20 protein-coding genes are annotated in these 25,096 nt (G+C 52.5%); 15 read left to right on the forward strand and 5 right to left on the reverse strand.

Going from position 1 to position 25,096, the window contains the following annotated elements; genetic code table 11:
* Nucleotides 1–16: 16 nt before the first annotated feature.
* The 4 genes from DCC81_RS04220 to DCC81_RS04235 all read left to right on the forward strand — a co-directional run bounded on the left by DCC81_RS04220 (nt 17) and on the right by DCC81_RS04235 (nt 4,719).
* Entirely contained in the window at nt 17–1,636 is a 1,620-nt protein-coding gene (locus tag DCC81_RS04220; RefSeq protein ID WP_108685337.1) for a SusD/RagB family nutrient-binding outer membrane lipoprotein, read from the forward strand.
* A gap of 75 nt (nt 1,637–1,711) precedes the next feature.
* Nucleotides 1,712–2,785 (forward strand): alkaline phosphatase family protein, encoded by a 1,074-nt coding sequence (locus DCC81_RS04225; RefSeq protein WP_205686255.1) that lies wholly within the window; start codon nt 1,712–1,714, stop codon nt 2,783–2,785.
* A gap of 24 nt (nt 2,786–2,809) precedes the next feature.
* The gene (locus tag DCC81_RS04230) at nt 2,810–3,382 is read left to right on the forward strand and encodes a phosphonate degradation HD-domain oxygenase (protein WP_108685338.1); all 573 of its coding nucleotides are present in this window, start codon (nt 2,810–2,812) and stop codon (nt 3,380–3,382) included.
* A gap of 14 nt (nt 3,383–3,396) precedes the next feature.
* Nucleotides 3,397–4,719, forward strand: a complete 1,323-nt coding sequence (locus tag DCC81_RS04235) for a DUF5690 family protein (protein WP_108685339.1) — start codon at nt 3,397–3,399, stop codon at nt 4,717–4,719.
* Here DCC81_RS04235 and DCC81_RS04240 read toward each other — a convergent pair.
* The 4 genes from DCC81_RS04240 to DCC81_RS04255 form a co-directional block, all read right to left on the reverse strand.
* Nucleotides 4,670–4,915, reverse strand: coding sequence for a DUF3820 family protein (locus DCC81_RS04240; RefSeq protein ID WP_108685340.1), 246 nt, complete (start codon nt 4,913–4,915; stop codon nt 4,670–4,672). The two genes, DCC81_RS04235 and DCC81_RS04240, sit on opposite strands and share 50 nt — an antisense overlap.
* Before the next feature lie 39 nt (nt 4,916–4,954).
* Nucleotides 4,955–6,091, reverse strand: a complete 1,137-nt coding sequence (locus tag DCC81_RS04245) for a family 10 glycosylhydrolase (protein ID WP_108685341.1) — start codon at nt 6,089–6,091, stop codon at nt 4,955–4,957.
* A gap of 40 nt (nt 6,092–6,131) precedes the next feature.
* Complete coding sequence (locus DCC81_RS04250) at nt 6,132–7,259, reverse strand: carbohydrate-binding family 9-like protein (protein ID WP_108685342.1); 1,128 nt, start codon at nt 7,257–7,259, stop codon at nt 6,132–6,134.
* Nucleotides 7,260–7,511: 252 nt separating this feature from the next.
* On the reverse strand, nt 7,512–7,814 hold the full coding sequence (locus DCC81_RS04255) for a hypothetical protein (protein WP_133177540.1): 303 nt from the start codon (nt 7,812–7,814) through the stop codon (nt 7,512–7,514).
* 38 nt (nt 7,815–7,852) lie between these two features.
* On the opposite strand from DCC81_RS04255, the gene DCC81_RS04260 reads away from it, so the two are divergent.
* The 11 genes from DCC81_RS04260 to DCC81_RS04310 all read left to right on the forward strand — a co-directional run bounded on the left by DCC81_RS04260 (nt 7,853) and on the right by DCC81_RS04310 (nt 22,520).
* A complete protein-coding gene (locus tag DCC81_RS04260) occupies nt 7,853–8,095 on the forward strand; it encodes a hypothetical protein (protein WP_108685344.1) in 243 nt (80 codons plus the stop codon).
* A gap of 103 nt (nt 8,096–8,198) precedes the next feature.
* Nucleotides 8,199–8,507 (forward strand): hypothetical protein, encoded by a 309-nt coding sequence (locus DCC81_RS04265; protein WP_108685345.1) that lies wholly within the window; start codon nt 8,199–8,201, stop codon nt 8,505–8,507.
* A gap of 84 nt (nt 8,508–8,591) precedes the next feature.
* Nucleotides 8,592–9,758 (forward strand): HlyD family secretion protein, encoded by a 1,167-nt coding sequence (locus DCC81_RS04270; RefSeq protein WP_108685346.1) that lies wholly within the window; start codon nt 8,592–8,594, stop codon nt 9,756–9,758.
* Nucleotides 9,736–11,997 (forward strand): peptidase domain-containing ABC transporter, encoded by a 2,262-nt coding sequence (locus DCC81_RS04275; protein WP_108685347.1) that lies wholly within the window; start codon nt 9,736–9,738, stop codon nt 11,995–11,997. The genes DCC81_RS04270 and DCC81_RS04275 overlap by 23 nt, the downstream gene beginning before the upstream one ends.
* 232 nt (nt 11,998–12,229) lie before the next feature.
* Nucleotides 12,230–12,778 (forward strand): RNA polymerase sigma factor, encoded by a 549-nt coding sequence (locus DCC81_RS04280; RefSeq protein ID WP_108685348.1) that lies wholly within the window; start codon nt 12,230–12,232, stop codon nt 12,776–12,778.
* Between the two features lie 83 nt (nt 12,779–12,861).
* Nucleotides 12,862–13,884 (forward strand): FecR family protein, encoded by a 1,023-nt coding sequence (locus tag DCC81_RS04285; RefSeq protein ID WP_108685349.1) that lies wholly within the window; start codon nt 12,862–12,864, stop codon nt 13,882–13,884.
* A 141-nt stretch (nt 13,885–14,025) separates the two neighbouring features.
* Nucleotides 14,026–17,586, forward strand: a complete 3,561-nt coding sequence (locus tag DCC81_RS04290; protein ID WP_108685350.1) for a SusC/RagA family TonB-linked outer membrane protein — start codon at nt 14,026–14,028, stop codon at nt 17,584–17,586.
* An 11-nt stretch (nt 17,587–17,597) separates the two neighbouring features.
* Nucleotides 17,598–19,061, forward strand: coding sequence for a RagB/SusD family nutrient uptake outer membrane protein (locus DCC81_RS04295; RefSeq protein ID WP_108685351.1), 1,464 nt, complete (start codon nt 17,598–17,600; stop codon nt 19,059–19,061).
* A gap of 11 nt (nt 19,062–19,072) precedes the next feature.
* Entirely contained in the window at nt 19,073–19,906 is an 834-nt protein-coding gene (locus tag DCC81_RS04300; RefSeq protein ID WP_108685352.1) for a DUF4843 domain-containing protein, read from the forward strand.
* A 10-nt stretch (nt 19,907–19,916) separates the two neighbouring features.
* Nucleotides 19,917–21,353, forward strand: coding sequence for a PKD-like family lipoprotein (locus DCC81_RS04305; protein WP_108685353.1), 1,437 nt, complete (start codon nt 19,917–19,919; stop codon nt 21,351–21,353).
* 21 nt (nt 21,354–21,374) lie between these two features.
* Nucleotides 21,375–22,520 (forward strand): TlpA disulfide reductase family protein, encoded by a 1,146-nt coding sequence (locus DCC81_RS04310; protein ID WP_108685354.1) that lies wholly within the window; start codon nt 21,375–21,377, stop codon nt 22,518–22,520.
* A 212-nt stretch (nt 22,521–22,732) separates the two neighbouring features.
* Here DCC81_RS04310 and DCC81_RS04315 read toward each other — a convergent pair whose 3' ends face one another.
* Nucleotides 22,733–24,661: an SPFH domain-containing protein gene (locus tag DCC81_RS04315; protein ID WP_108685355.1), complete on the reverse strand. Its 1,929-nt coding sequence runs from the start codon at nt 24,659–24,661 to the stop codon at nt 22,733–22,735.
* Between the last annotated feature and the right edge of the window lie 435 nt (nt 24,662–25,096).

The raw sequence follows: 25,096 nt of genomic DNA on the forward strand, positions 1-25,096 counted from the left end.
TTAAAAACGCTGCAGTATGAAAAAGATCTTATCCGCCACCCTGTTGCTCGCAGCCCTCGTTGTTGCAATGAGCAGTTGCAAAAAGAGTTTCAGCGACCTGGGTGAAAACAATAACAAACCGGTAAAAGTAGCGCCCTCCCTGCTTTTCACCGGTATCCTCAACGATACATATGAAGCGCCCTACACCATGGCAGAGCGCTGGGGCCAATACTACCTGTGTAACTATGATTACTATGGTAACAACCGTTATGACTTTGGTGGCCTGAGTGCCAAGGTAAGCGACGTGCCAGCGGATTATTATTCCACCCTGGCCAACGTGCTGGATATGGAAAAAGCTGCCATGGCCAATGGTGCCAATGCCACCAACCCGTATGAGGCACTGGGTAAATTCTTCCGTGCCTACCTGTTCACCAAAATGAGCCTGGAAGTGGGCGACCTGCCCATGACCGATGCACTGCAGGGCCTGAACGGCAAGCAACCCAAGTACGATACCCAGAAAGCCATTTTCAAACAGGCTTTCATATGGCTGGATTCTGCCAATACCGAGCTGGCAAAGCTGATTGCCAATCCCGACCAGTCTAACACCACGCCCGGCCAGGTATTGAAAGGCGATATTTTCCTGGCAAACAACCTGGTGAAATGGCAGAAAGTGGTGAACACCCTGCGCATCCGCCTGCTGCTGGAACTGAGCCTTAAAGCAACAGATGCAGACCTCAACGTGCCTGCACAGTTTGCGATGATCCTTTCCAACCCGGCAAAGTACCCGCTCATGAGCGATGCCACGGACAACCTGCAGTACACTTACATCAACCCCACTAACAAGTACCCGAACAACCCGGACAACTTTGGTTTTGATGCCTTGCGCTACAACACGTCCAACACTTACATTCACCTGCTGGATAGCCTGCAGGACCCGCGCGTGTACATTACCGCAGAACCGGCCCGCTACCTGGTAGATACCCTGAAACAAAGCGCTACTGACTTCAAATCCTTTGTAGGCGCTGATCCCGGTCAGGCACTGAAAGACATGTACGCCAGGAACAACCATGGGGAGTACTCCCTGCTGAACCGCCACCACTACTACGATACCTACACTGCGGAGCCCAGCATCCAGATCGGCTTCCCGGAACTGATGTTCAATATCGCGGAAGGCATTAACCGTGGCTGGTACACCGGCGCACCGGCAGATTCTTTCTACAAAGCAGGCATCCGCGCTTCCATGGACTTTTACGGTATCCCGGTTTCCGGCCCGCTCACGGTGTTCTTCCTGCACCCCGGTGCCAGCCTGGGTAACTATGACAAGTACAACGTAACGGTAGATTTCAATACCTACTACAACCAGGCTACCGTAAAGTACGCCGCTGGTGCACAGGGCCTGAAGCAGATCCTGCAGCAGCGCTACCTGGCCCTCTTCCGCCACTCCGGCCTGGAATCTTACTTCACTTACCGCAGAACGGGGGTGCCCAACTTCACCGTGGGTGATGGTACAGGCAACAGTAACCGTATTCCCCTGCGCTTCCAGTATAACACTACAGAGCGTTCTGCCAATACGGATAACTACGAAGCAGCCCTGCAATCGCAGTACGGCGGCAACGATGATATCAACGGCGTAATGTGGCTCCTGAGCAGCAAATAAACATTGCCTTTAATTTTTTAAAGGAGTCGTGCCCCGGTGGCACGGCTCCTTTATGCCTTTACAAAATAACGGGACATGAAAAAATTAATTCTCTGCGCGGCCACACTGGTAGCGGCATTCCACGGCATGGCACAGCAGCGTAAAACGGAAAACATCGTCATCGTGACCATGGATGGTATGCGCTGGCAGGAAATTTTTGGCGGGGTAGATACCGCACTGGCGCACAACGAACACTTTGCACCGGAAGGGCAGGAAAGCCTGAAGAACTTTGGCGCAGACTCCACCGCCAGCAGTCGCGAAAGATTGCTGCCTTTTTTCTGGGGCACCATCGCAAAACAGGGCCAGCTCTATGGCAACCGTAGTGAAGGTAACCTGGTGAACGTGGCCAACCGCTACCAGTTCTCTTACCCTGGCTACAACGAAATGTTTACCGGCTACCCGGACACACTGGTAAATTCCAACGATAAAAATTATAACAAGAACACCACCGTACTGGAATACATTAACCAGCAGCCCGGCTTCAAAGGCAAGGTGGCTGCATTCAGCACCTGGGACGCATTTCCCTACATCCTTAACATGCCGCGCAGCGGTGTGTATGTAAACGCCGCGATGGACTCCATCCCCGCTACCACACCGGCCTTGACGCTGATCGGTGAGCAGGTGCGGCTGTCCCCCAAATACCTGGGAGGCCGTCCTGATGAATTTACATACATGGCAGGCCGTGAATACCTGAAGGCAAACCATCCCCGTGTGTTGTACATCGCCTTTGATGATACCGATGAATTTGCGCACGCCGGCAAATACGACGAATACCTGAAGCAGGCCCACGCAGAAGACGCCATGCTGGCAGACCTCTGGCATACACTGCAAAGCCAGCCCCAATATAAAAACAAGACCACGCTCATTGTGCTGTGTGATCATGGTCGTGGTGGCGCGGGCCTGCCCACCTGGACCAGCCATGGACAGGACGTGAAAGAATCCGGCCAGATCTGGATGGCTTTCCTGGGCCCCGATACGCGCGCGCTGGGCGAAATAAAAACGCAACAGCAGGTGTACCAACAACAGATAGCCGCCACCATTGCGGGGCTGCTGGGTATGCAGTTCTCCGCTGCCCACCCCGTGGCACCGCCGCTTACACATGTATTTTAATAACCCACCCAAACGCGAAGCAAGATGTACGCTAATACCGCTATTGCAGATGAGATCATCCGCCTGTATGAAGACTTTGGAAAAGAAGATTATATCGGGGAGCCGGTATCACAGATAGAACATATGTGCCAGGCCGCCCAGCTGGCGGAGCTGGAAGGCTTTGATGAAGAAGTGGTCCTGGCGGCCTTCTTCCATGACATTGGCCATTTGTGTGAGCGGATAATGCCCGTAGAAAGCATGGACGGCTACGGCGTCAAGGACCATGAGCAACTGGGCGGCCAGTACCTGCGCGCCAAGGGCTTTTCCGAAAAAGTAGTGACCCTGGTGCAGGCCCACGTGGAGGCCAAGCGCTACCTCACTTTCCGCTACCCCGCTTACTACGAGCGCTTGTCTGAAGCCAGCCGTAAAACCCTGGAGTTCCAGGGTGGGCGCATGTCTGAAGCGGAAGCGGTGGCATTTGAGAACCATCCCTGGTTTAATCTCTTCATTAAAATGCGGGAATGGGATGACAATGCCAAGCTGGAATTTCAGCCCCTGCCGCCGCTGGACCATTACCGTAAAATGATCATCCGCCATTTGCTGGCGCCACAGGTTTAATAAAAAAAGTGCTGATGAAATTATTGCAGCGTGGCCGCGCCGTTGTGGCGCAATGGCCTTACCCGGTGGCATCCCTGGTGGCTGCACTGGCTTCCTTTGGGTGTTATACATCCATGTATGCTTTCCGCAAAGCCTTTGCTGCCGGTACTTTTGAAGGAAGTGCCTACCTGGGGGTCGATTATAAGGTATGGCTGGTAATAGCCCAGGTAGTAGGCTATATGCTGAGCAAATTTTACGGCATCCGCTTCATTGCGGAAACCGCGGCCAAACGCCGTGCGCAGTACATCCTGCTGCTGATCGCTATTTCATGGGTGGCGTTGTTTGCCTTTGCAGTGACGCCGGCGCCGTGGAACATCATATTCCTTTTCGTGAATGGATTTCCGCTAGGCATGATCTGGGGCCTGGTGTGCGGCTACCTGGAAGGGCGGCGCAATACAGAGTTCCTCACGGCGGTAATGAGTACCAGCCTGATATTTGCCTCCGGCTTTGTGAAGTCCACCGGGCGCGGTCTCATGCAGGGCCTGGGCATCAGCGAGTACTGGATGCCCTTTGTAACCGGTGCCGTGTTTGCATTACCCCTGCTCTTTTTTGTAGCCTGTCTGGAGCTGATACCCCCGCCCAACGAGGAAGACAAGGCCCTGCGCACGGCCCGTGCGCCCATGGATGCCGCGGCGCGGCGCCACTTTGTACACTACTTCCTTCCCGGTATTATCATTACGGTGGTGATCTACGTGTTCTTTACCATTATGCGCGATGTGCGGGATAATTTTGAAGTGGAGATCTGGGCCAACTTTGGCGTGCATGACTACTCCGTGTACACCCGCATAGATTCCATGATCTCCGTGATCGTGCTGGTGTGCATCAGCAGCCTTATCCTGGTGAAGGATAACCTCAAAGCATTCACTATCATTCACGGGATGATCATCCTGGGTTGTATACTGGTGGGTATTGGTACCTGGTTATTTGACACACACCGTATTGATGTATATGCGTGGATGAGCATTGCGGGCCTGGGCCTGTACATGGGTTACATTCCCTATAACGCCATTTTCTTCGAGCGCATGATCGCCACTTTCCGTGTAAAAGGCAATGTGGGCTTCATCATGTACATCGCCGATGCCATGGGCTACCTGGGCAGCGTAAGTATTTTGCTCATCAAGGAATTTGGGAATACACAGCTGAGCTGGGGGCGCTTCTTCCAACAGGGAGTAATGGCGGTATCTGTTATTGGTGGTGTATTTGGACTGGTCAGCCTGTTGTATTTCCGGCAGAAAAAAAAGTTAACGGTTAGCTCCCACCTCCTTCACCTTTCCGCAGCGGCGCCAGCAGCTCCATGAGACCATTGGTCTTGATCACCAGCAGGGTTTCCAGCAGCATGCCCAGTTTGCCGGGCGGAAAACCGCCTTTGCGCGGAAACCATTCCAGGTAAGATACGGGCAGGTCACAGAGCGTAGTGCCTTTGTATTTACCAAAAGGCATTTTCATGGTAACAAGTTCCTGTAGCATTGCGCCGTTTGGCTGTGGTATTTCCATGTGCAAAAGCGGTTTTAAAGGGCAGCGAAGATAAGGGTTTTAAGCACTGGCAGCTATCAGGGCCCTGAGTACGTCCGGTGTTACGGTGCCAAACAGCGATACGCCGGCGGCACCATTGTCCATGGCCAGTTTAATGCCCCGGGCCAGGTCGTTCATATTGTCGTGGAAGTCTGGCAGGTAAAGGCCGGCATACAGTGGAAACCTGCCGTGCAGGGCTTTTACGCCTTCCTCCACCGCATCGCCTATCCAGCTCACATCTTCATCATAAAAGCCGTGGTAGATCATGGGACTTACGGCGTTGAGCGGCCAGTTTACCCAGTCCTGCCGTACAATGCGTTTGGCAATTTCCGGCGTGGGAAACACGGCGGCGGAAATGGGCTTCTTGTGCTTATGTGCTACATTGGCCAGGTTGGTCACCACGTTGGTAATTCGGTCATAGCGGTACTTGCGCCAGGATGGGCTCTGGTCCGGGTGTTCCAGCTCCAGCGGGTCTTTGCCTTTGAGGGCTTTGTAGCCTGCGCGGCAGGTATCGCAATAACAGAAATCATATTCCGGCAGTTCTTTACTCTGGTCAATGCCGTAATGGGCCCATAGGTGCACGGGCAGTATCACATCGCAATAGCGCACGTAGTCCAGGTGGATGCCATCTACATAATCTTTGGAAAGCTCTGTGTGCACTACATTTTTCAGGTATTCCACCACTTCCGGTTTGCTGGGGCACAGCCAGCGGTAGTAGTCCACGTAAGGCGGGTGGGTGGCGCAGCTTTCGCCTTTACGGTTTTGTGCATACCATTCCGGGTGGGCTGCCAGCAGGTCTTTTTCCCCGCGGTTCATCGTCCAGATCCAGCGGTGGGCATTGATGCCCGCTGCTTTTGCGGCGCGGAAATGCTTTTCACTGTCTGCTTCAAAATAAATATCCGTAACGCCCGCCTGTGCATAGGCGGTGTAGTGGATGGAGATGTCGGTATCACTGTCTTTAGGATTTGGATTGATCCAAACCCGGTGCCGTGGCGTATCCCCCTTTGAAGGAGATGCGCTCCTTGAAGGAGATGACTCCCTGATTGGCAGGGAAGGGGCCTCCTCCGGCGCGGAAAACGGGGCTGCCATTCCTTTCATGCTGCCCAGCAGGGCCGCGCTTCCCAGGCCCATGGCTTTTAAAAAACGTCTTTTATTCATGTTGTTGGTTTTTGCCAGTAAATAAAAACAAGGGGTATCGTTATTCGTAATCGTTGGTGAAGTAGGGCCGGCCTTCCTGGGTAATGCTCCAGTAACGGGTGCGGTACTGCAGCCGGGCGGTGAATTGTGTGGCAATGGCCTGTAGCGAAAGCGTGTATTCGTTACCGTTAGTATCGGTCACTTTTTCCGGCATGCCCAGGTCCTTCAGGGAGGTGGCATAGCTGCCATGCAGTTTGCGGTAATCCCGCTGTTTATAGTACAGCAGCCAGAGGTATTTTTTGGTGTCTTCCCCAAAGGGCAACTGGAAGTCTTTTTCCTTGGCACCCGCGGTGGCGGAGGAAAAGAGCAGGTAGCCCCAGCGTTCCGGTGCATGCATATCAATAATGCCCTGCGGCGACCATACCCAGTTGTGTTCCTTCAGCGGTTTATGGGTAGTGGCGTCTGTGCGTTTCACATATTTCCCGTCTTTCACGTCCGTATCCCATTCCACGCGGGAGAAGTTAATGCGCCACCAGGTGCTGTCGTGCGGCTTGTTCTGGCTCCAGAAGCGCATGGCCTCAAAGGGGATGGCCATTTCCACGCTCCATTGTATGTCCTTATCCTTCGGGTTGTTCATAGTGCCCTGGTGGTGTACCGCGGTGCGGATACCTTTGGCATCCCAGCTGATGAGGGCCTTGCCGCCATTGCGGTAGGGCATGGGGAGGAACAGGTCAAAGAGGGTGTTGCGTGCATTTACCTCGTATTCAAAATACTGGTGGGCGTCGTTATCCGGGTCGATGAAGATCTCGAAATCATTGTCGTAGAAGATCACCGTGTCGCGCTTTTGCAGGTTGGCCCAGATCTGCGGTTCCTGCAGCTCGGCATACACGTAAAGGTTGTTGTCATCCCATAGCATTTTTACGCGGGTGCGCAGGGCGGGTGCGGGCTGTTTATCACCCTCAATATCGGTGAAGTCCTGCGTCCAGGCAGCCTTCTGCCAGCTGGATTCCGTGGCTTGCCCGTCAATGTTGAGGGGCGCAGCGGTGCGCTGGCATACGTAGTGGCGCGGGGTGGTGAATAACGGTGCATAAGCATCAAAGACAGACTGGGCGCGGGTAGCGGCGCTGCAGCATAGGAAAAGCGCGGTGGCAAAAGCGGCACGGCGGATATAGCTGGTTTCTCTAAACATGTGCTAAAGATAAGCGGGCGGCTTGAGGATGACAATGCAGCGAAGAAATAAAGCCGTTTTTGACAGCGATGGGCCACAAGGTTGATGGCATTTCCCCCGGGAAAAGTGCCCCTGCAAACCCGTGCGCGATCGTTTTTAGACGGCGATGGTATACAAGGTTGATGGCATTTCCCCCGGGAAAAGTGCCCTGCAAACCCCTGCGCGATCGTTTTTTTTAAAATATGAGGGCAAAAAAGCATGCGATCCTGCGCATTAACAAAAAATTTTTTCTCTTTTTTCCGGGCCTGCGGCCAATCCAGCCTGGCTGTGCCCGGAAGCCTCGGCCACCCTCAACCGGCTTACCATAAGCAATGCATATTCAGTTATTGCAACAGATTGCATATATAAATTAACATATATTAAATAATCATAAAATTGAAAATATTTGCTCTCATGTATGCGGGCGTGGCCCGGATGCGGCACCACACCGGGTTTGTTGAGTTGATCTAAATATTCAACTTGTGTCGTACATTGGCCGTAAGAGTTCAGGATCCCATAACCTAATGTCATCGCCACTTTTCGTACTGTTTACGTAAAACCCTCAATACATCCGTATGAAAATTGAAACCTTAACTCCTGCGGCGATGCAGGAAATCAATGGAGGTCTTAGTCTCGGCCTCCTCGGCGCTAACCTGCTGTTCAACCTTACCGGCAGCCTTAATAGCGCTAATCCCGCTGCAAGCAGCTTGAATCTTACCGGAGCCCTTACTTTGCTCGGCGCAGCCTTAGGCGTGTCTGCAGCTGGTCATGGTGCTAACTGGAGCATCAACGTTGCAGGTATCACGCCTTCCCTTTAGTGCATCGTGTCTCACCCTTACACGTGCATGCAGGGGCAAGCTGAAAACCCTTAGAAAAGAGTAGGCAACCTCATTTCATCACATTTTTCAAATCATCCTTATTATGGAAATCCTCGAACTCACCGGCGAAGAAATGCAAGACATTAATGGCGGTATCACCCTGGGCGGCCTTGGCGGCGGCGATATCCTGGGTGGCCTGCTGGGCGGCAACCTGCTGGGTGGCCTCACCGGCGCTACTGGCCTGGGCGGTCTCCTCGGCGGCCTTACCGGTGGCCTGGGCTCCGGCACTGGTCTTGGCCTTGGTAACACCACCATCAACATTGGTATCAGCAATGGCGCTTCCAATTCTGGTGGCCTGCTGGGCGGCCTTCTCGGCTCGCTGGGTGTTTCCCTGAGCGTTAATCACTCCTGATCAGGACTTTAAGTTTACAGATCATTACCAAAAGGGATAACTCCATGTAGTTATCCCTTTGGTCTTTTTTCTAATCCGCCGCATATGTCAGACCGCCAGATATTTCCCCACGAGATCGTGAGTTTTTCCGCGGAGCATCACTTTGCTCAATACCATACCCGCTCCCGCACCGTATACCTGTTGATCTTATTCCTGCTGGTTGCCGCTTTCGTTACCATCTGCATTGTGAAAGTGGAAGTGAGCGTGCACAGCTCCGGCATCCTGCGCGCCGGTAATGAGCGCAGCGTGATCCGCGTACCCGTGGAAGGCCGTATAGACTCCCTGTTTGTTACAGAAAATATGCACGTGCAACAAGGCCAGGTGCTCTTTAAGATCCGCTCCCACGCAGTGGATGAACAGACCATGCTGGTAAATGAACAAAGCCAGGACCTGCAGGCCCAGCTCCATGACCTGGAGCAGCTGGTAAATGGCCGTGGTGGCACATTACAAAGCACCCTCTATCGCCAGCAATACCAAACCTACCAGCAGAAAATGGCAGAACTGCAGCGCCGCTATACCCAGGTAAAGCGTAGCTACGACCGCTATAAAGCCCTGTTTGACCAGCACGTGGTGGCCCCCGCGGAATATGAAAAATACCAGTCGGATCTGGAAAACACGGCGGGTGAACTGCAGCTCTCGCGTGAGCAGCAGTTCAGCGAATGGCAGGGCGAACTCACCAGCATACGCCAGCAACTGCAACAAACGGAGGCCAAGCAAAGCATGTACAACCACGAAAAAGAATACTACACCGTGCGCGCCGTAACCAGTGGTTCCATACAGCAGCTCAAAGGCATACAGGCCGGCAGCTATGTGGCTGTGAACGAAGAACTGGGCGAGATCTCCCCGGATTCCGGCCTTATTGCGGAAGTGTACGTACTGCCCAAAGACATAGGCCTGCTGCGTAAAGGCACGCCCGTAAATGTGCAGGTGGATGCCTTTAACTACAATGAATGGGGGCTCCTGGGCGGCAAAGTGATCGCCATTTCCAACGATGTATTCCTCGATAACCATCAACCCTACTTTAAAGTACGCTGTGCACTGGACCGCGATTACCTGACCCTGCACAACGGCTATAAAGGCATGGTGAAAAAAGGCATGACCGCCCAGGTGCGCTTTCACGTAACTAAACGCACGCTCTATCAATTGCTCTACGATAAAACTGATGATTGGCTGAATCCAAACCTGCAACATGATGACACTGCCCTTAACTAAGCGCTGGAAAACGCCCCGCCGGGTACTGGCCCGCCAGCACGACCTTACAGACTGTGGTGCGGCCTGTCTTTCTTCCATCGCCGCCTATTATCACCTGCAACTTCCTATTGCCCGCATACGCCAGTATGCCGGTACCGACAAAAAAGGCACCAGCCTTTTAGGCCTGCTGGAAGCCGCTACCCGTCTTGGTTTTGCCGGCAAGGCTATCCGCGGCCCCTATGAATGCCTGAAAGAAATTCCCCTGCCGGCCGTGGCACATGTGATCGTAAATCAAACCCTGCATCACTACGTGGTGGTATATGGGGTAAAGCCTTCCGGCGTGCAGGTAATGGATCCGGCAGACGGGCAACTGCACGTGTACACGCCGGAGCAGTTTCAAAAGATCTGGACCGGGGTACTGCTGCTGCTCACACCGGGTGAAACATTTGCCGAAGGCAATGAAAAAGTACCCACGCTTACCCGCTTCTGGTACCTGCTCCGCCCACATCGCAGCACATTGGTACAGGTGATGTTTGGCGCCATCGTGTATACAGCACTGGGCCTTTCTACCTCCATCTTTTTACAGAAGATCATTGACAATGTACTGCCCGACCGTAACGGCAACCTGCTCAACCTGATGGGGGTGATCATGGTGGCCCTGCTGGTGCTGGGCCTTTGCATTAACCACATGCGCACGGTGCTCACCATTAAAACCGGCCAGCAGATCGATGCACGGCTTATTCTCGGTTATTATAAACACCTGCTGCGCTTACCGCAACAGTTCTTTGATAACATGCGGGTGGGCGAGGTGATCTCCCGCATGAATGATGCGGTGAAGATCCGCGTGTTCCTGAATGACGTGATGGTGAGTTTTGCGGTGAACGTTTTCATCCTCATTTTTTCCTTTGCGCTCATGTTTACCTATTACTGGAAACTGGCGCTGGTACTGGTTTCCATCGTACCCTTCTACGCGCTGATCTATTTTTTCTCCAACAAGGTGAACAAACATACACAGCGCAAACTGATGGAAGAAAGTGCAGACCTGCAGGCGCAGTTTGTAGAGTCAGTGAATGCCGTGTCTACCATCAAGCGCTTCGGGGTAGAGGAATATGCGAACCTGAAAACAGAAACCCGCTTCATCCGCGTGCTGAAAACCATTTACCGCACCAGCCAGAATGGCCTGTGGATAGGCAATTCCAGCAGTTTTATCACCGGCGTGTTCACCATCCTGCTGCTGTGGGTGGGCGCGGGTTTTGTGATCCAGAACCAGCTCACACCGGGTGAGTTGCTTTCTTTCTATTCCCTCATCGGCTACTTTACCGGGCCGGTGGCGGGGCTCATTGGCATGAACAAGACTATGCAGGACGCCCTCATTGCAGCAGACCGTCTTTTCGAGATCATGGACCTGGAAAGGGAATCCATGGAAAACAAAACGGCCCTTACACCTGATATGATCGGCGACATCCGGTTTAAGGAAGTGATGTTCCGCTACGGCGCCCGGGCCAATGTGTTTGAGAACCTGAACCTGCATATCCCCCGCGGCCGCACCACTGCCATTGTAGGCGAAAGTGGCTCCGGCAAGACCACCCTGCTTTCCCTGTTGCAGCATATTTATCCCCTGCAGGCTGGCAATGTGATGATCGGGGAATTTGACATCCGCTACCTCACCACGGACTCCCTGCGCCGCTACGTAAGTGTGGTACCCCAGCAGGTAGACCTGTTCAATGGCAACGTGATAGAGAACATTGCCCTGGGCGACCTGGAGCCGGATGTAAAACGCATTGTGCGCATTTGCCACGACATACAGATCCTCGACTTTATAGAACGCCTGCCCCAGGGTTTCAACACCCCGCTGGGCGAGAACGGGGCCAGCCTTTCCGGCGGGCAGCGCCAGCGCATTGCCATAGCGCGGGCACTTTACAAAGACCCGGAGGTACTGATCCTGGACGAGGCCACGGCGGCACTGGACTCCCGGTCGGAGCAGCATGTGCAGCACGCGGTACAGCAGTTGAGGGCGGCCGGTAAAACCATTGTGCTCATTGCCCACCGCCTTAGCACGGTCGTGAATGCAGATAAGATCGTGGTAATGGCCCAGGGCCAGGTCATGGAAGAAGGCCAGCACGAGGAATTACTGCACCGCCAGGGCCTTTACTACCAGATGTGGGAAGCCCAGTTCCCAATGATCAGTAAGCTGGTGAAGCGGAAGGCCACGCCAAAGAACGGCCCGGCAGAGCGGGAGGAAAACATGGATAAAGTGTAAGTGGACAGAAGGCCGGACTATATCGATTTTGTAACCAGGGTGGCTGTTTTGGAAAAATGGCCCGTTTAAAGGGCCTTTTGTCATGAAATTGGCAGGAGATCAGATGGATCGTACAAGAAATTTGCTTGTTTGCTATCTTACCGCTGATTATCTTTAGCGCAATCGCATTCAACAAACAAAAACGGAGAGAATATTGTACGCCGGCCTGCCTGACAAAGCATTATGGGAACGGATGATAGAAGGCGATCGGGATGCGTTGGCCTTTATTTACCAATCCAGCTTCGATTCCCTCTATCGTTTCGGGACGAAGATTACGCCGGACGAAAGCCTGGTGCAGGACTGCATTCATGATATCTTTGTTACCCTGTGGCTAAGCCGTGAACGCCTGGCCATCACGGACAATATTAAATATTACCTGCTGGCCAGTCTTAAACGTAAACTCTCCGCAGAGTTGCAACGCCTTACCGGCAAACTCCCTGAACATACGGAAAATGAACGGCTGCAGGCTCACTCGCCGGAGGAAGTGCTCATCGGCGCCGAGGCTTCGCAGGAACTACGCCACAAACTTACGCGCGTGATGGACCAACTGCCCCCGCGCCAGCAGGAGATCCTGTACCTGCGCTTTTACGAAGGCCTGGATCCCCGCCAGGCCGCCGAGATCATGGCGCTCAGCCTCAACTCCTCTTATGTACTGCTCTCCAAAGCACTGAATTATCTAAAAAAGCACAGTGATCAGTTGCTGATCATCACTTTTTTAGCCCTGCACCTGTCCCATTTCTAAGAAAATTCAAGATTTTTTGAAAAAAGTTGGAAAACGGCGCTAAGATTTTGCTCTTTTATTGCTTTACCTGTTAAGTATCACCAATGGCATCCTTCGATTCTACGATGAAAGATTTTTTACAACTTCCTGCTTTTCGCAAGTGGGTTCTGGAGCCTGACGCAGCCAGCAACGCCTTCTGGGCGGAGTGGCAGCAGCAGCACCCGGGCCAGGTAGCGGACCTGCAGGAGGCCATGGAGATCGTAAGGGCCATTCATGCCGGCAGCCCGGTACCGGAGCATGTCGCCACCGCTACCTGGGCACGCATCGTGGAGAGCATTGATGCCGCCCCCCAAAAGGCCAAAGTAGTGCCCATGGGCCGCTCCTGGAAACGCTGGCTGGCATATGCCGCCCTGGTGGCAGGTGTAGCCATCGGCGCCATAGCGGCCTGGCAGCTTACCGCCGTAAAGCAGGTAGAGATCCACACCGCCATGGGAGAGCTGCGCACCATCGCGTTGCCAGACCACTCCGTGGTAAAACTGAACGTAAACTCAGCGCTTCGCTATTCCGATCGCTGGTCCGGCAGCAAGCCCCGGGAAGTGTGGCTGAGCGGCGAAGCTTTTTTCACCGTGACCCACCAGGATAATGGCCAGGCATTTATTGTACACACTAATGATGTGGACATCCACGTAGTAGGCACTGAATTCAATGTAAATACCCGCCGCGTACAAACACAGGTAGTACTGGACAAAGGCGTGGTGCAACTCACCCTCAACGGCCCCAAAGCCGCCGCCAGAAAGGCTCCCATCACTATGAAGCCCGGCGATATGGTTACCTGGTCTGCTGCCACCGCAGCACTGGCCGCCAAAAAAGTAGACCCGGAAGATTATTCTTCCTGGCGCACACGGATGCTGCATTTCAACGATGCTTCCATCCCGGAAGTGATCCGCAGCCTACAGGAAAATATTGGCATCACGATAGAATTAACAGACACCAGTCTCAATAGCCAGACCTTTACGGGGTCTGTACCACTGGATAATGTAGACGTATTTTTTAAGACACTGTCTCGCTCATTTGACGTAAAAATTGAGCAAACCGCAACAAACACATATAGAATAGGCAGTAATTAGCAACATCACAGGAGTAACTAGCGGAAAAGAAGATTAGTCATGTCAACCAAAAAACGGGCCCGGACACGGGTTCCGGAGATACTATGCCTTTTTATTAATGCTTGATTTTTCTATACAACCACCAACCAAAATCATTTAGCTATGGTAGATTTCTACGCCAGAAGATTAGGCGGTAGCCTGGCGCTGGCCTTGTTGATCCAGGTTTGCGGACCTGGGCAGGCATCGGCCGCGGAGGCCCACCTGCACGCCGCAAAAGCGCCCTGGATAACGATGTGGAGAGAAGGACAGAACACCGGACAGCAGTTGCCGCTGAAGATAGTACTATCCGGCCTGGAGCAGCAGTACAAGGTGCATATCAATTACACCGGCAATACCATCAACGGTATTACCGTACAGAAGCCGGCAGAAAAACAACAGAGCCAGAAACTGGTGGATTATCTCAACGATTTCCTGCGCCCCCTGGGCCTGGAAGCAGAGGAAGCCGGTACCGGCGACTTCATTGTGTACAAGAATAAGGAAAAACAAAAACCAACCAATCCCAAGCCAACCATTAACAGCAACACGGCCAGTGAGCCAATTCCTTCCGCAACCGCCGGTAACGCGCCCGTTCAACTGGAGAGCATCCGCCAGGACGGACATACCATTACCGGCCAGGTTACGGAAGAATCCGGGTTGCCCATGCCCGGTGTGACCGTGGTGGTGAAGGGTACTTTCAACGGGGCCAAGACCACGGAGAAAGGACGGTTCACCCTGAATAACGTACCTGCCAATGCCACGGTGGTATTCAGTTTCATTGGTTATAAAACACAGGAGATCAAGGTAGGTACCCGCTCCCAGCTGGATGTGCAGCTGCTCACCGATGCACAGTCGCTCAAAGATGTGGTGGTGAACGGTTACCAGAAGCTCAATAAAGAAAGCTACACAGGCTCCGCCACGGTGATCACCGCGGAAGAGATCAAGCGGTTCAATCCTACGAATCTGCTGAGCAGCATTGCGGCTTATGATCCTTCTTTTAAACTGGTGGAGAATAATATTGGCGGTTCTAACCCCAATGCCATGCCCACCGTGAATGTGAGAGGTACCACGGCTGTTTCAAATGGCCCGTCGTCCGCATTGACCCGTGCACAGCTTTCCAATGTAACCAACCTGCCGCTTTTCATCCTGGATGGTTACCAGGTGGGTATTGAAACTATTTTTGACCTGGACATTAACCGCATACAAACCATTACTCTGCTGAAAGATGCCGCAGCTACCGCTGTTTACGGATCCCGCGCTTCCAATGGTGTGGTGATGATACAGACCCGCATCCCGAAACAGGGCCAGCTGGAAGTGTATTACACCTACATGCTGGGTGTAAGTGCCCCGGACCTTACTGACTATCACCTGCTCAACGCTTCCGAGAAACTGGAATATGAAAAAGAAGCAGGGCTCTTCAACGCCAATGGCGTTGACAATCCCAATTCCATTGAAGAATCTTACTACGCCAAGCGCCGCAATGTGCTTTCTGGTGTGAATACGGACTGGATAGCCCAGCCGGTAGCTACAGCCTACAGCCACAATAACTCCCTCAGCCTTTCCGGTGGTACCCGCGAAATGCGCTATAGCGTAGACGCCCGCTACCAGACGGCGGATGGTGTGATGAAGGGATCTTCCCGTACCCGTTCCGGCATTGGCAACACGCTTTCCTACAACATCAAGGATAATAAGCTGATGTTCCGCAATACCTTCAGCCTTACGCAGATGAAAAGCCAGGAATCGCCTTACGGCTCCAGTGAAGATGCCTTTGGCAGCAGCTTCGGGCCTTACCTGCGCTTCAGTGACTATGCATTGATGAACCCTTATTATCCTAAAACGGATAGCCTGGGCCGTATTATACAGGAAGTGGACCACTGGAATTTCCGTGACCCCAATATTGGTAACGCCACTAACGCCACGTATGCCCTGAACCCGCTGTGGGACGCGAATACCGGCAGTTTTAACCGCACCAAATACACGGAGTTTATCGATGCCTTTGGTGGGGAGTACAATCCGACTGCTTCGCTCAAGATCACCGGTAATATCGCCGTGACCAAGCGCAGTACCACCAGTGATAAGTTCCAGTCTCCGCTGAGTAATGAATTTTTCTTTTATGGCTCGGACAAGGTAAAGGACCGCGGTAAATATTACTACACTACCATTGACCAGACCACGGTGGATGGATCATTGACCATTAACTATAACAAAGCGATCCACAACGCACATTTCCTCAACTTTTCTGCCGCCACCAACATACAGGATACCAAGTATGACGAGCGTGATATCGTAGCCCAGGGCTTTAGCAACGACCGTTTCACCAGCCTGGCCTTTGCCCGCGAATACGGGAAGGATGATAACGAGAGCAGCCCCCACGGCTATTATGAAGCAACCCGCCTGATCGGCTTTCTGGCTTCCGGTAACTATTCTTACCAGAACCGTTTCCTGATGGACGCCACCGTGCGTGTGGACGGGTCTTCCAAATTTGGAGAGAACTCCCGCTTTGCACCCTTTGGTGCGGTAGGCCTGGGCTGGAACCTGCACAATGAAAAGTTCCTGCAGCATACGGCTATTAACCAGCTGCGTTTAAAAGGTACCATGGGTATCACCGGTTCTGATGAGTTTCCGCCCTATTTATCCAATACTACCTATGATTACTATATTAACAACTGGTACTCTACCGGCGTAGGTGCTGTGTTCACCACCTGGGGCAACAAGAACCTGAAATGGTCCCGCACCAAGAACTATGAAGCTACCATTGAGTTGAGCGCTTTCCGTGACCGCCTGTATGTATCGCCACACTATTATTACAAACTCACCACGGATCTGATCAGTGATGTAAATACAGCGCCTTCCACCGGCTTTACCAGCTACAAGGATAACATTGGTAATGTTGTGAATAAAGGATACGAATTGTTCTTACGCGCCAACGTACTGCGCCAGCGCAAATGGTCAGTGAACGTATTTGCGAACCTGGCTCACAATACCAACATCCTCACCAAGCTGTCTAATTCCATGAAGGCGTATAATGATCAGGTGAACAAAGCCTCCGGCGACTCTGCCCTGCACTCCGTGCCCCTGCAGCGTTACCAGGAAGGCCGTTCCATGAGCACTATCTACGCGGTGAAATCGCTGGGTATTGATCCTGAAACCGGTAAAGAGATCTACCTGAACAGGGATGGTAAAACCACTACCTATGTATATGATGTAAAAGAATCCGTACCGGTAGGAGATAATATCCCCAAGCTGTCCGGCAACTTCGGTGGTAACGTCGTGTATGGCGCCTTTATGTTGGAAGTACGTTTCTCTGCCAGCTTCGGTGCAGATGTATACAACGAAACCCTGGAGCGTATGGTGGAGAATGCGGATCCTAAATTCAACGTGGACCGCCGCGCACTCACCAGCCGCTGGAAAAAACCGGGTGATCACACCTTCTTCAAAGATGTGGCTGACATTACGCAAACCGGTACTACTTCCCGTTTCGTACAACATGAGAACCGCGTACAATGGACTTCTGTATACGCTTCCTGGGATGCCCCCGCCAGCCTTTACAGCAAAATGAAGATGAAGAACCTGCGCATCGCTTTCAATATGAACGACCTCGCATACTGGTCTACCGTAGCCCAGATGCGTGGTATTGAATATCCCTTTGCACGCAGCTTCACCTTTACATTGTCAACCCGCTTCTAAAACAGAGAACAATGAAAAAAATCTTCATAGCACTCCTTGTAGTTGCCACCTGCAGTTCCTGCAAAAAATGGCTGGACATAAAGCCCCAGACACAGATCTCCGATGATGACCTGTTTAAAACAGAAGATGGGTATAAAGAAGCGATCAATGGGATGTACACCATGATGTCTGACGGCAAGCTGTATGGCCGGGAGCTTACCACCGGTACACTGGAAGCAGTGGGCCAGGGACTGTATGCAGACCCGCTCACCGACGGCAACGCCTATCACCAGACGCAACTCTATAATTATAAAGATCAAACCTTCATCTCCCGTAAAGACACCATCTGGAGAAATCTTTATGGTGTGATCGCCAATGCCAATAACCTGCTGGCACATGTAGATAACAACAAGCTGCTCTTCAAAGGCAATAACTATAACATCATCAAAGGGGAGGCCCTGGCACTGCGCGGGTTCTGCCATTTTGATGTGCTGCGCCTTTTTGCCAACAGTTATTATGCAAAGGCGGATGGACAAGGTGTTCCATACCAGCTGGCATTCGACCGCAATGCGCCCAAGCTGTACAAGATCAGCGAAGTGCTGAACATGGTGATCAAAGACCTGACGGATGCCAAGACTTTGCTGGCCGGGATAGACCCCATCCTGGACCCCAGCTACAAAGTGGGCTATGGTACGATAGATACAGCCACCGAGACCAAGGATTTTGAACTGTTCCACCAGTACCGGCGCACGCATATGAACTATTACGCGGTATGTGGAGAGCTGGCCCGCGTATACCTCTATGCCGGCGACAATGCCAATGCGCTCAGCAATGCGCTGGAAGTGATCAATTCCAAAAAATTTCCGTGGACAAAGCAGACAGACATGCTGAACCCGGACGATGCCAAGCGTGACTGGATAGGCTTCAAAGAGATCATCTTTGGCATGTACGCGCCAAACCAGAGCAATGCACTGGCATCCCTGCTTACCAATGGTAACAATGGCCTGTTCCAGACCATTTCCGGTGGCGATGCCCTGTTTGAGGCCAATACCGAGGCAGGAGGCAACGACCTGCGTTATAAAACGTGGATACAACTGCAGGGCGGTTCCGCCCCCTACTACCGTGCCATGAAATACTACCGCAGCACGGATAACCTGTATGACCAGATCATACCCTGCATACGCCTCGGTGAGATGTACTACATAGCGGCAGAGGCAAGCTGGGGCACCAATACGGTGAACGCATGTAATTATTACAACACCGTTCGCTTTGAACGTAACATCGGGGACTCGCTGAAGACAACCGATAAAACGGTATTCCTGCAGGCGCTTACCAGGGAAGCACGTAAAGAGCTGTTCTGCGAAGGCCAGATGTTCTACATGTACAAACGCCTGAACATGCCCATCATCGGGGCCACCGGCACTACCATTCCGCTCACCAATGCCATCGCTACCTGGCCCTGGCCGGATGATGAGCTTACTTATGCTAACCGCTAAAACGTATTGTCATGAAGAAATTTTTCTGTTACATCATACTCGGTGCAGGTGCTTTATTGGCGGCATGCACTAAAAATGACCCGGCGTCGATCTATAATACGCCTCCTAACATCTATTTTGACTGGAGGGATTCTACCGGTGCAGGCGCCCTGAAGGATAGCCTGGTATTCTCCTTCGCCTTTACTCCCGAACGCACGGTGGATACGGCTTTGCTGCCCATCCGCATTTCCGGCGACCGTATGCCCAAGGATCGCATCTTCAAGCTCGCGATCGTGGATTCTGCCACCACCGCAAAGGCCGGCCTGCATTTTAAGGCGCTGGAACCACAGTACATCATGCCGGCAGATTCCGGCTTTGTAAAAGTGCCGGTATACCTCTATGCTGCCGATACCTCCCTGCATAGCCATTCTGTGAAGCTGCGCGTAAAACTGTTGCCTACCAGCGATTTCACGGTAACGGATACACTTTTCAATGTAGCGAAGATCTCCTTCTCCAATATGCTGCAGCAACCGGAGTGGTGGGCTTATTGGTCCCAGCTGGGGCCCTACTCCCGTGTGAGTTTTGAACTGCTGATACTGTCTACCGGTACTACCGTTATGTATCCGCCGGCAGACTTTACACACCAGCCGGCCATGATGTTCATTTGCAGCAGCTTCACCAGCTTCATTAAAGACCCCTTCTCCTTCGTGACCAAACATCCCAGCCTGAACCTGGTGACAACGGCCAATGGCGACGGCACTTACAGCCTGTATGCAACCAACAACCCGGACAAGAAGTGGATTCTTTATCCGGAAGGCGGAGCCTATTATTTCCATGATGAAAATGGTGTAACCATCAAACTTTAAAGCCTTGCACATGAAAAGACAACTCTTTTACCTCGTAAGCATCGTGTTGCTGTTCACGGCTTGTGCCAAGGATCAGGGTAACTACAATTACGTAGACGTTCCGTCACCTACCGTTGCCCACGTAGACTCCCTGTACACCGTGGTAATCGGCGACAGCCTTATCATTAAGCCCACCATTACCATCAACAGTAAAGGGGGTAATAATTATGACCTGCACTGGTCTGTAGCGGTGCCGGAACTGCTTTCCAGCCTTGAATTTGACGGGAAGGAACTGCACATGCTGTTTGCATTGGGGGCAGCCAGCTACAATGCCCGTCTTACCATTACCGATGAGAACAACGGCCAGAAGTACTTCCGCAACTTTATCATTAAAGGCGTAACAGAATTCACAAAGGGAACGGTGATCCTCAGCGCCCTGGCAGATCATTCCACCCTTTCCTTCGTAACGCCGCACGACTCGCTGATGGCAGACATATACGGCAAACTCAATAAAGATCCCCTGCCGCCCGGTGGCGTCCAGTTGTGTGGCCCACTGAACCATAACCTTACAGACGCGTATGTTGATAAGATGTGGGTGCGGTATACCGGCAATGGCAGCGGCGTTGTAAACGTGAGCACCACTACCATGATGAAGCAAGGCAACCTGGTGGATAATTTCTTCGGCGATCCCGGGTCTGTCAAAGCAGAAGGGCTCTACGAAACCTACGGTGGTACGGCCAACGGTATTTTCTCCGGCCAGTTTTACTGGGGTTACACCTACACCTACGGCAAGGCGCCCGAATATGGCAAATGGGGTACCTCCCTCATTCCTATCAATAGCAGCAAATATTACCTGTCAAACCAGTTTGTGCAAACAGACGCCTACCAGCTGGGATTTGATACGCTCTCCCACTCCTTTATGTGGATAGGCCCCGGTAATACCTTCTTTGGTAACATCAACCTGACGGTGACCCCGCCCGCAGACACCACCATCTTTAATCCGCTCAAACTGAAAAAGAACATGGTGTACATGCACCGCTTCAGTGATGATAAGATGTTTGCCGTGGCAGACAGCGCCGGTAAAAAGAAATTTGAACTGCGCTTTGCTGTGCAATTCCAGGGCATCCTGTTGTTCTCTCCGCAATCTATGGCCAAGTTCAAAGGTGATAGCCTGATAACAGCTAATACGCTCTGGGACTCGTCCCCGCTGAGCATTACCTACTTCACTTCTGGCAGCGATATCTACGCTTATAACCTGGATAACAAGTTCCTCACCAAGCTGGCCACCAGCTTTACCGGCCAGACGATCTCCATGATCAAAGTGATGGATGATGGCGCTACCCTGGCAGTAGGCGTGCCCGGCAAAGTGGTGTACCTGAACACCTCCACTGGTCATAACGGCGATATTAAGAAAACAACAGACGGTATCCCTGGCTCACCCACGGATATCCTGGTGCTGAACAATTGATAATTACAACAACAACATGCTATGAGAAAATGGATCCTGCTGGCCGCTATGGCCCTGCCACTGGCCGGTACAGCACAACAACAACCATTACAAAAGTTTATATTAAAAGGAAAGGTTGGTAATCTGGGTGCACCTGCAAAGGTGTACCTGGACCGCCGCCACAATGGCGAAAACTGGCTGGACTCTGCGGATGTAAAGAACGGCGAGTTCACGATCACCGGCACCCTGGATGTACCTTACCTGGCCATGCTCATGCTGGACCGTACCGGCGAAGGTAACATGGCCCCCACCGGCGATAATGACCACCGCCTGGTGTACCTGGAACCCGGCACCATCACGGTAACCGGCAAAGACAGCGTAACCACCGCCACCGTGGCGTCGCCGATCAACAAGGAATTTACACGTTACAATCTTTATGTATCTGCATACGATACCTGTATGAAGTACATCAACATTGATTACGGTGCATACCTGAAGTCCGAAAGCAAAGACACCAGTTATCTGAAAATACTGGATGCCCGCTTCCGCCAGGCCGTGCAGGTAAGAAGCGTGTTGCAAAAGAATTTTATCCTCGGTAACCCTGACTCCTACTTCAGTGTGATCGCCTTAAAGGAAATGTCCGTAGGCAACCAGATGAACCTGGCCATCATTGAGCCCATGTTCAACAACCTCTCTGAGCGCGTACGCAACAGCCCCTTTGGCAAAGAGTTGAAAAAGGCCATGGACAACGAAAAGCGTTTGTCTATCGGCGCCATCGCGCCGGACTTTATGCAGCAGGATATTAACGGCAAGCCGGTAAAACTGTCCGATTTCCGCGGCAGCTACGTGCTGCTGGACTTCTGGGCTTCCTGGTGTGGTCCCTGCCGTGCAGAGAGCCCCTTTGTGCTCAAAGCGTACGAGCATTACAAAGACAAGCACTTCAAAGTGCTGAGTGTATCGCTGGACAAGCAGGGCAAGAAAGACGCATGGCTGGCGGCCATTCAAAAAGATGGCGTACAGGCTTTCACCCATGTGTCTGACCTTAAATACTGGGACAATGCCGCTGCACGCCAGTACGGCATCACCGCGGTTCCGGCCAATTTCCTGATCAATCCGGAAGGCAAGATCATCGCCCGCAACCTGCGTGGCGAGAACCTCGAAAAGCAGCTTGCCACACTCGTTCAATAAGTGCATCCGTTGTTTGCTGAAAACAAAAAGTGGCTGTCGCGGCAAAAGGCCCGGCGGCCCTTTTTCTTTTAAAGGCCCCCGTCAGTAACGCAAAGGCCTCCCGGAGCGGCGCAATTGAGGTGGCCTCTGCCAACCAAGGCATCTTCAACTTCACAACAAAAATGCCCGGCATTCCGCCAGGCATTTTCTATTTGTCACGATCAATTCTTCAATTACCCCCGCGGCGCTTCCCCTCCTTGTCCGGGGTGCTTCTTTGTCTGGATCTCCTCCAGCAATCTCAATCCCAGTAACCCGCTGATAGGCCCATTGGCGCCTTCCCCGCCACCACCGATCAGCACATCCGGCATGATCTTGATCTGCTGTGCACCAATGGCTTCCATGATCTTCAGTTGCGTAAAGTTCTGTCCACCCATGGCCTCCACCGCCAGTTTGTAAGATTCTGCACTGGACTTACCGATCGCCAGGATCTTTTCGGCTTCTGCCTGGCCGGTAGCAGAGATGCGCTCTGCTTCCGCCTTGGCCTGCCACTCTGTACGGTCGGCTTCTGCGCGGGCCAGCAGCCTTACTTTTTCTGCCTCCCCACTGGCCAGTAAGCGCAGGCGGTCTGCCTCCGCGGTGGCCTGCAGGCGCACGGAATTTGCGTCACCGGTAGCTTTCTTCACGGCCGCATCGGCAATCCTTTCTGCAATGAGCACGCCCTGGTCTGCCTTCACAATGTCTTTCTGGATCTCAGCAATGGCCGTTTCTTTTTCCAATAGCTGGCGGGTTTCCTGGGCCGTTTTCTGCGTGTCATAAGTTACCTTTTGCTCCTCTGCCAGTTTACGGTCTGTCAGGGTTTTCATCAGGCTGTCCGGCGGTACAATGTCACCGATCAGCGTATCCACGCCATGTACGTTGTATTGTTCCAGCACGCGGCCTATGTGCAGGCGGGCGGAGTCCTGGCGCTCTTTACGGCTCTTCAGGAAGTCGATGGCGTCTGCATCCTGCGCAGAGTTACGGAAGTAGTTGCCAATGGTCGGCTCCAGCACCTGGGTTACCAGGTTGCTCATGTTACCGAAGCGGGCAATCACTTTGGGCGCTTCCGGCGCGGGGATGTGGATGATCTGCGATACGTCCAGCGTGAAAGTAAAACCGTCCTTGGAACGCACGGTGATGGTGGAAAGATTCTTATCCAGCTGGTGGCTTTCACTGCGGGCAGAGGCCCAGTTAAGCACCAGGTTAGTGGTGGGCACCATTTCCACTTTCATGATGTAGGGGTTGATCGGATACTTACCCGGGCCAAAAGGCTCTGCCCATACACCTTTGAAACCACGGCCCACGATATTGCCGTGTTTAAATTCAGTACCACTCAGGTCTTCCCCTTCATCACCCACAAAGGAGATGGCCACACCGGCATGGCCGATGGGGATTTCCGTCATACGCACCATTTCCACCTTTACAAACCAGGGATTCAGGAAGTAAGAACCAGAGAGGATCACCTGTTCCTGCAGGCCTTTGTAGCCACCGTTTTCCAGGAAGGCATCCACATCCTGGAAGTTGGTGTGCGCATTAATGCCCTTACCGGCAATCATGCCCTGTTCCAGCGCCCGGCCTTCCAGGGTGGTTACAATACCCACCGCGTTGTCCGGTACGGAGGTCATGTCCACCATTTCCACATCAAAGAGAAAGGTGTTAATGCGGTAAGAGCCCGGCGTCATGATAGCCGTTTGCCGGCCCTTGCGCCCGCCATTCTGCAGGAAGGCCAGTGCGTCCTGGAAGGAGTCGCAAGGCACCTTGCGGCCCAGGATAGAACCGGTTTCCAGCTCTGCACCATCCTTTGCCAGCACCAGGCCTATCTTGCCGGTGGGAATGATGGTAAACGGCTGGAAGGTTACCGAGTACTGCCACACCCATTTGCGGAAATACACGCCGGGGGCCAGGGTTTGCGCCTGGAAGCCCGCTTCGCCGTTGGTAGCAATGATGCGCCCTTCGGGCAATGACTGCTTGCCTACCAGCTTGAATTTTTTCTTTACAAGGCCGATCTGGTCTTCCGGCACGATAATAACGCCAAAGCATATACGCAGGATAACGCGGTACAATACCAGGCAGAGGATGAGCAGGCCACCAAGGATAGCCCACTGCATTAAAGAGGATGTTTGCATAAGTGTGTGATTGATTATAAGTTGTTGTTTACAAGGTACAGTGAGGCATGCAACGCGCTGTGGCAGCGGATCACGCAGGGTTGTTAAAAACCATATACGTTGGGGAAGTGTTGTCAGGACTTCTTACGTTGCGCTGGGAAAACGGGGTGGTGCTTTTTCAAATTTTGCTGCTATCAAAGCGAGGGAAAAACTAGCAACAGTATCATCAGGTATCATCGTAATAAAATTACCATACAAAGTTTACATCTTTTTTATTTCCCCGCAAATTATTCTGGTATTCAAGCTTGTTCGATGGCATTTCCCAGGCATTTTTGCTGATGCATAAATATTGTCGTAAGTGATTGTAGGTTAGGTTGTTAGGGTCTGTTCTGCAACAGGTAAAGGGCCATGAAAACGTTAGCAAAAACTATTTTTGCAACAAAGTTACAAGCATAA

The sequence above is a fragment of the Chitinophaga parva genome (assembly GCF_003071345.1).
In the GTDB taxonomy this organism is placed as follows: Bacteria; Bacteroidota; Bacteroidia; order Chitinophagales; family Chitinophagaceae; genus Chitinophaga; species Chitinophaga parva.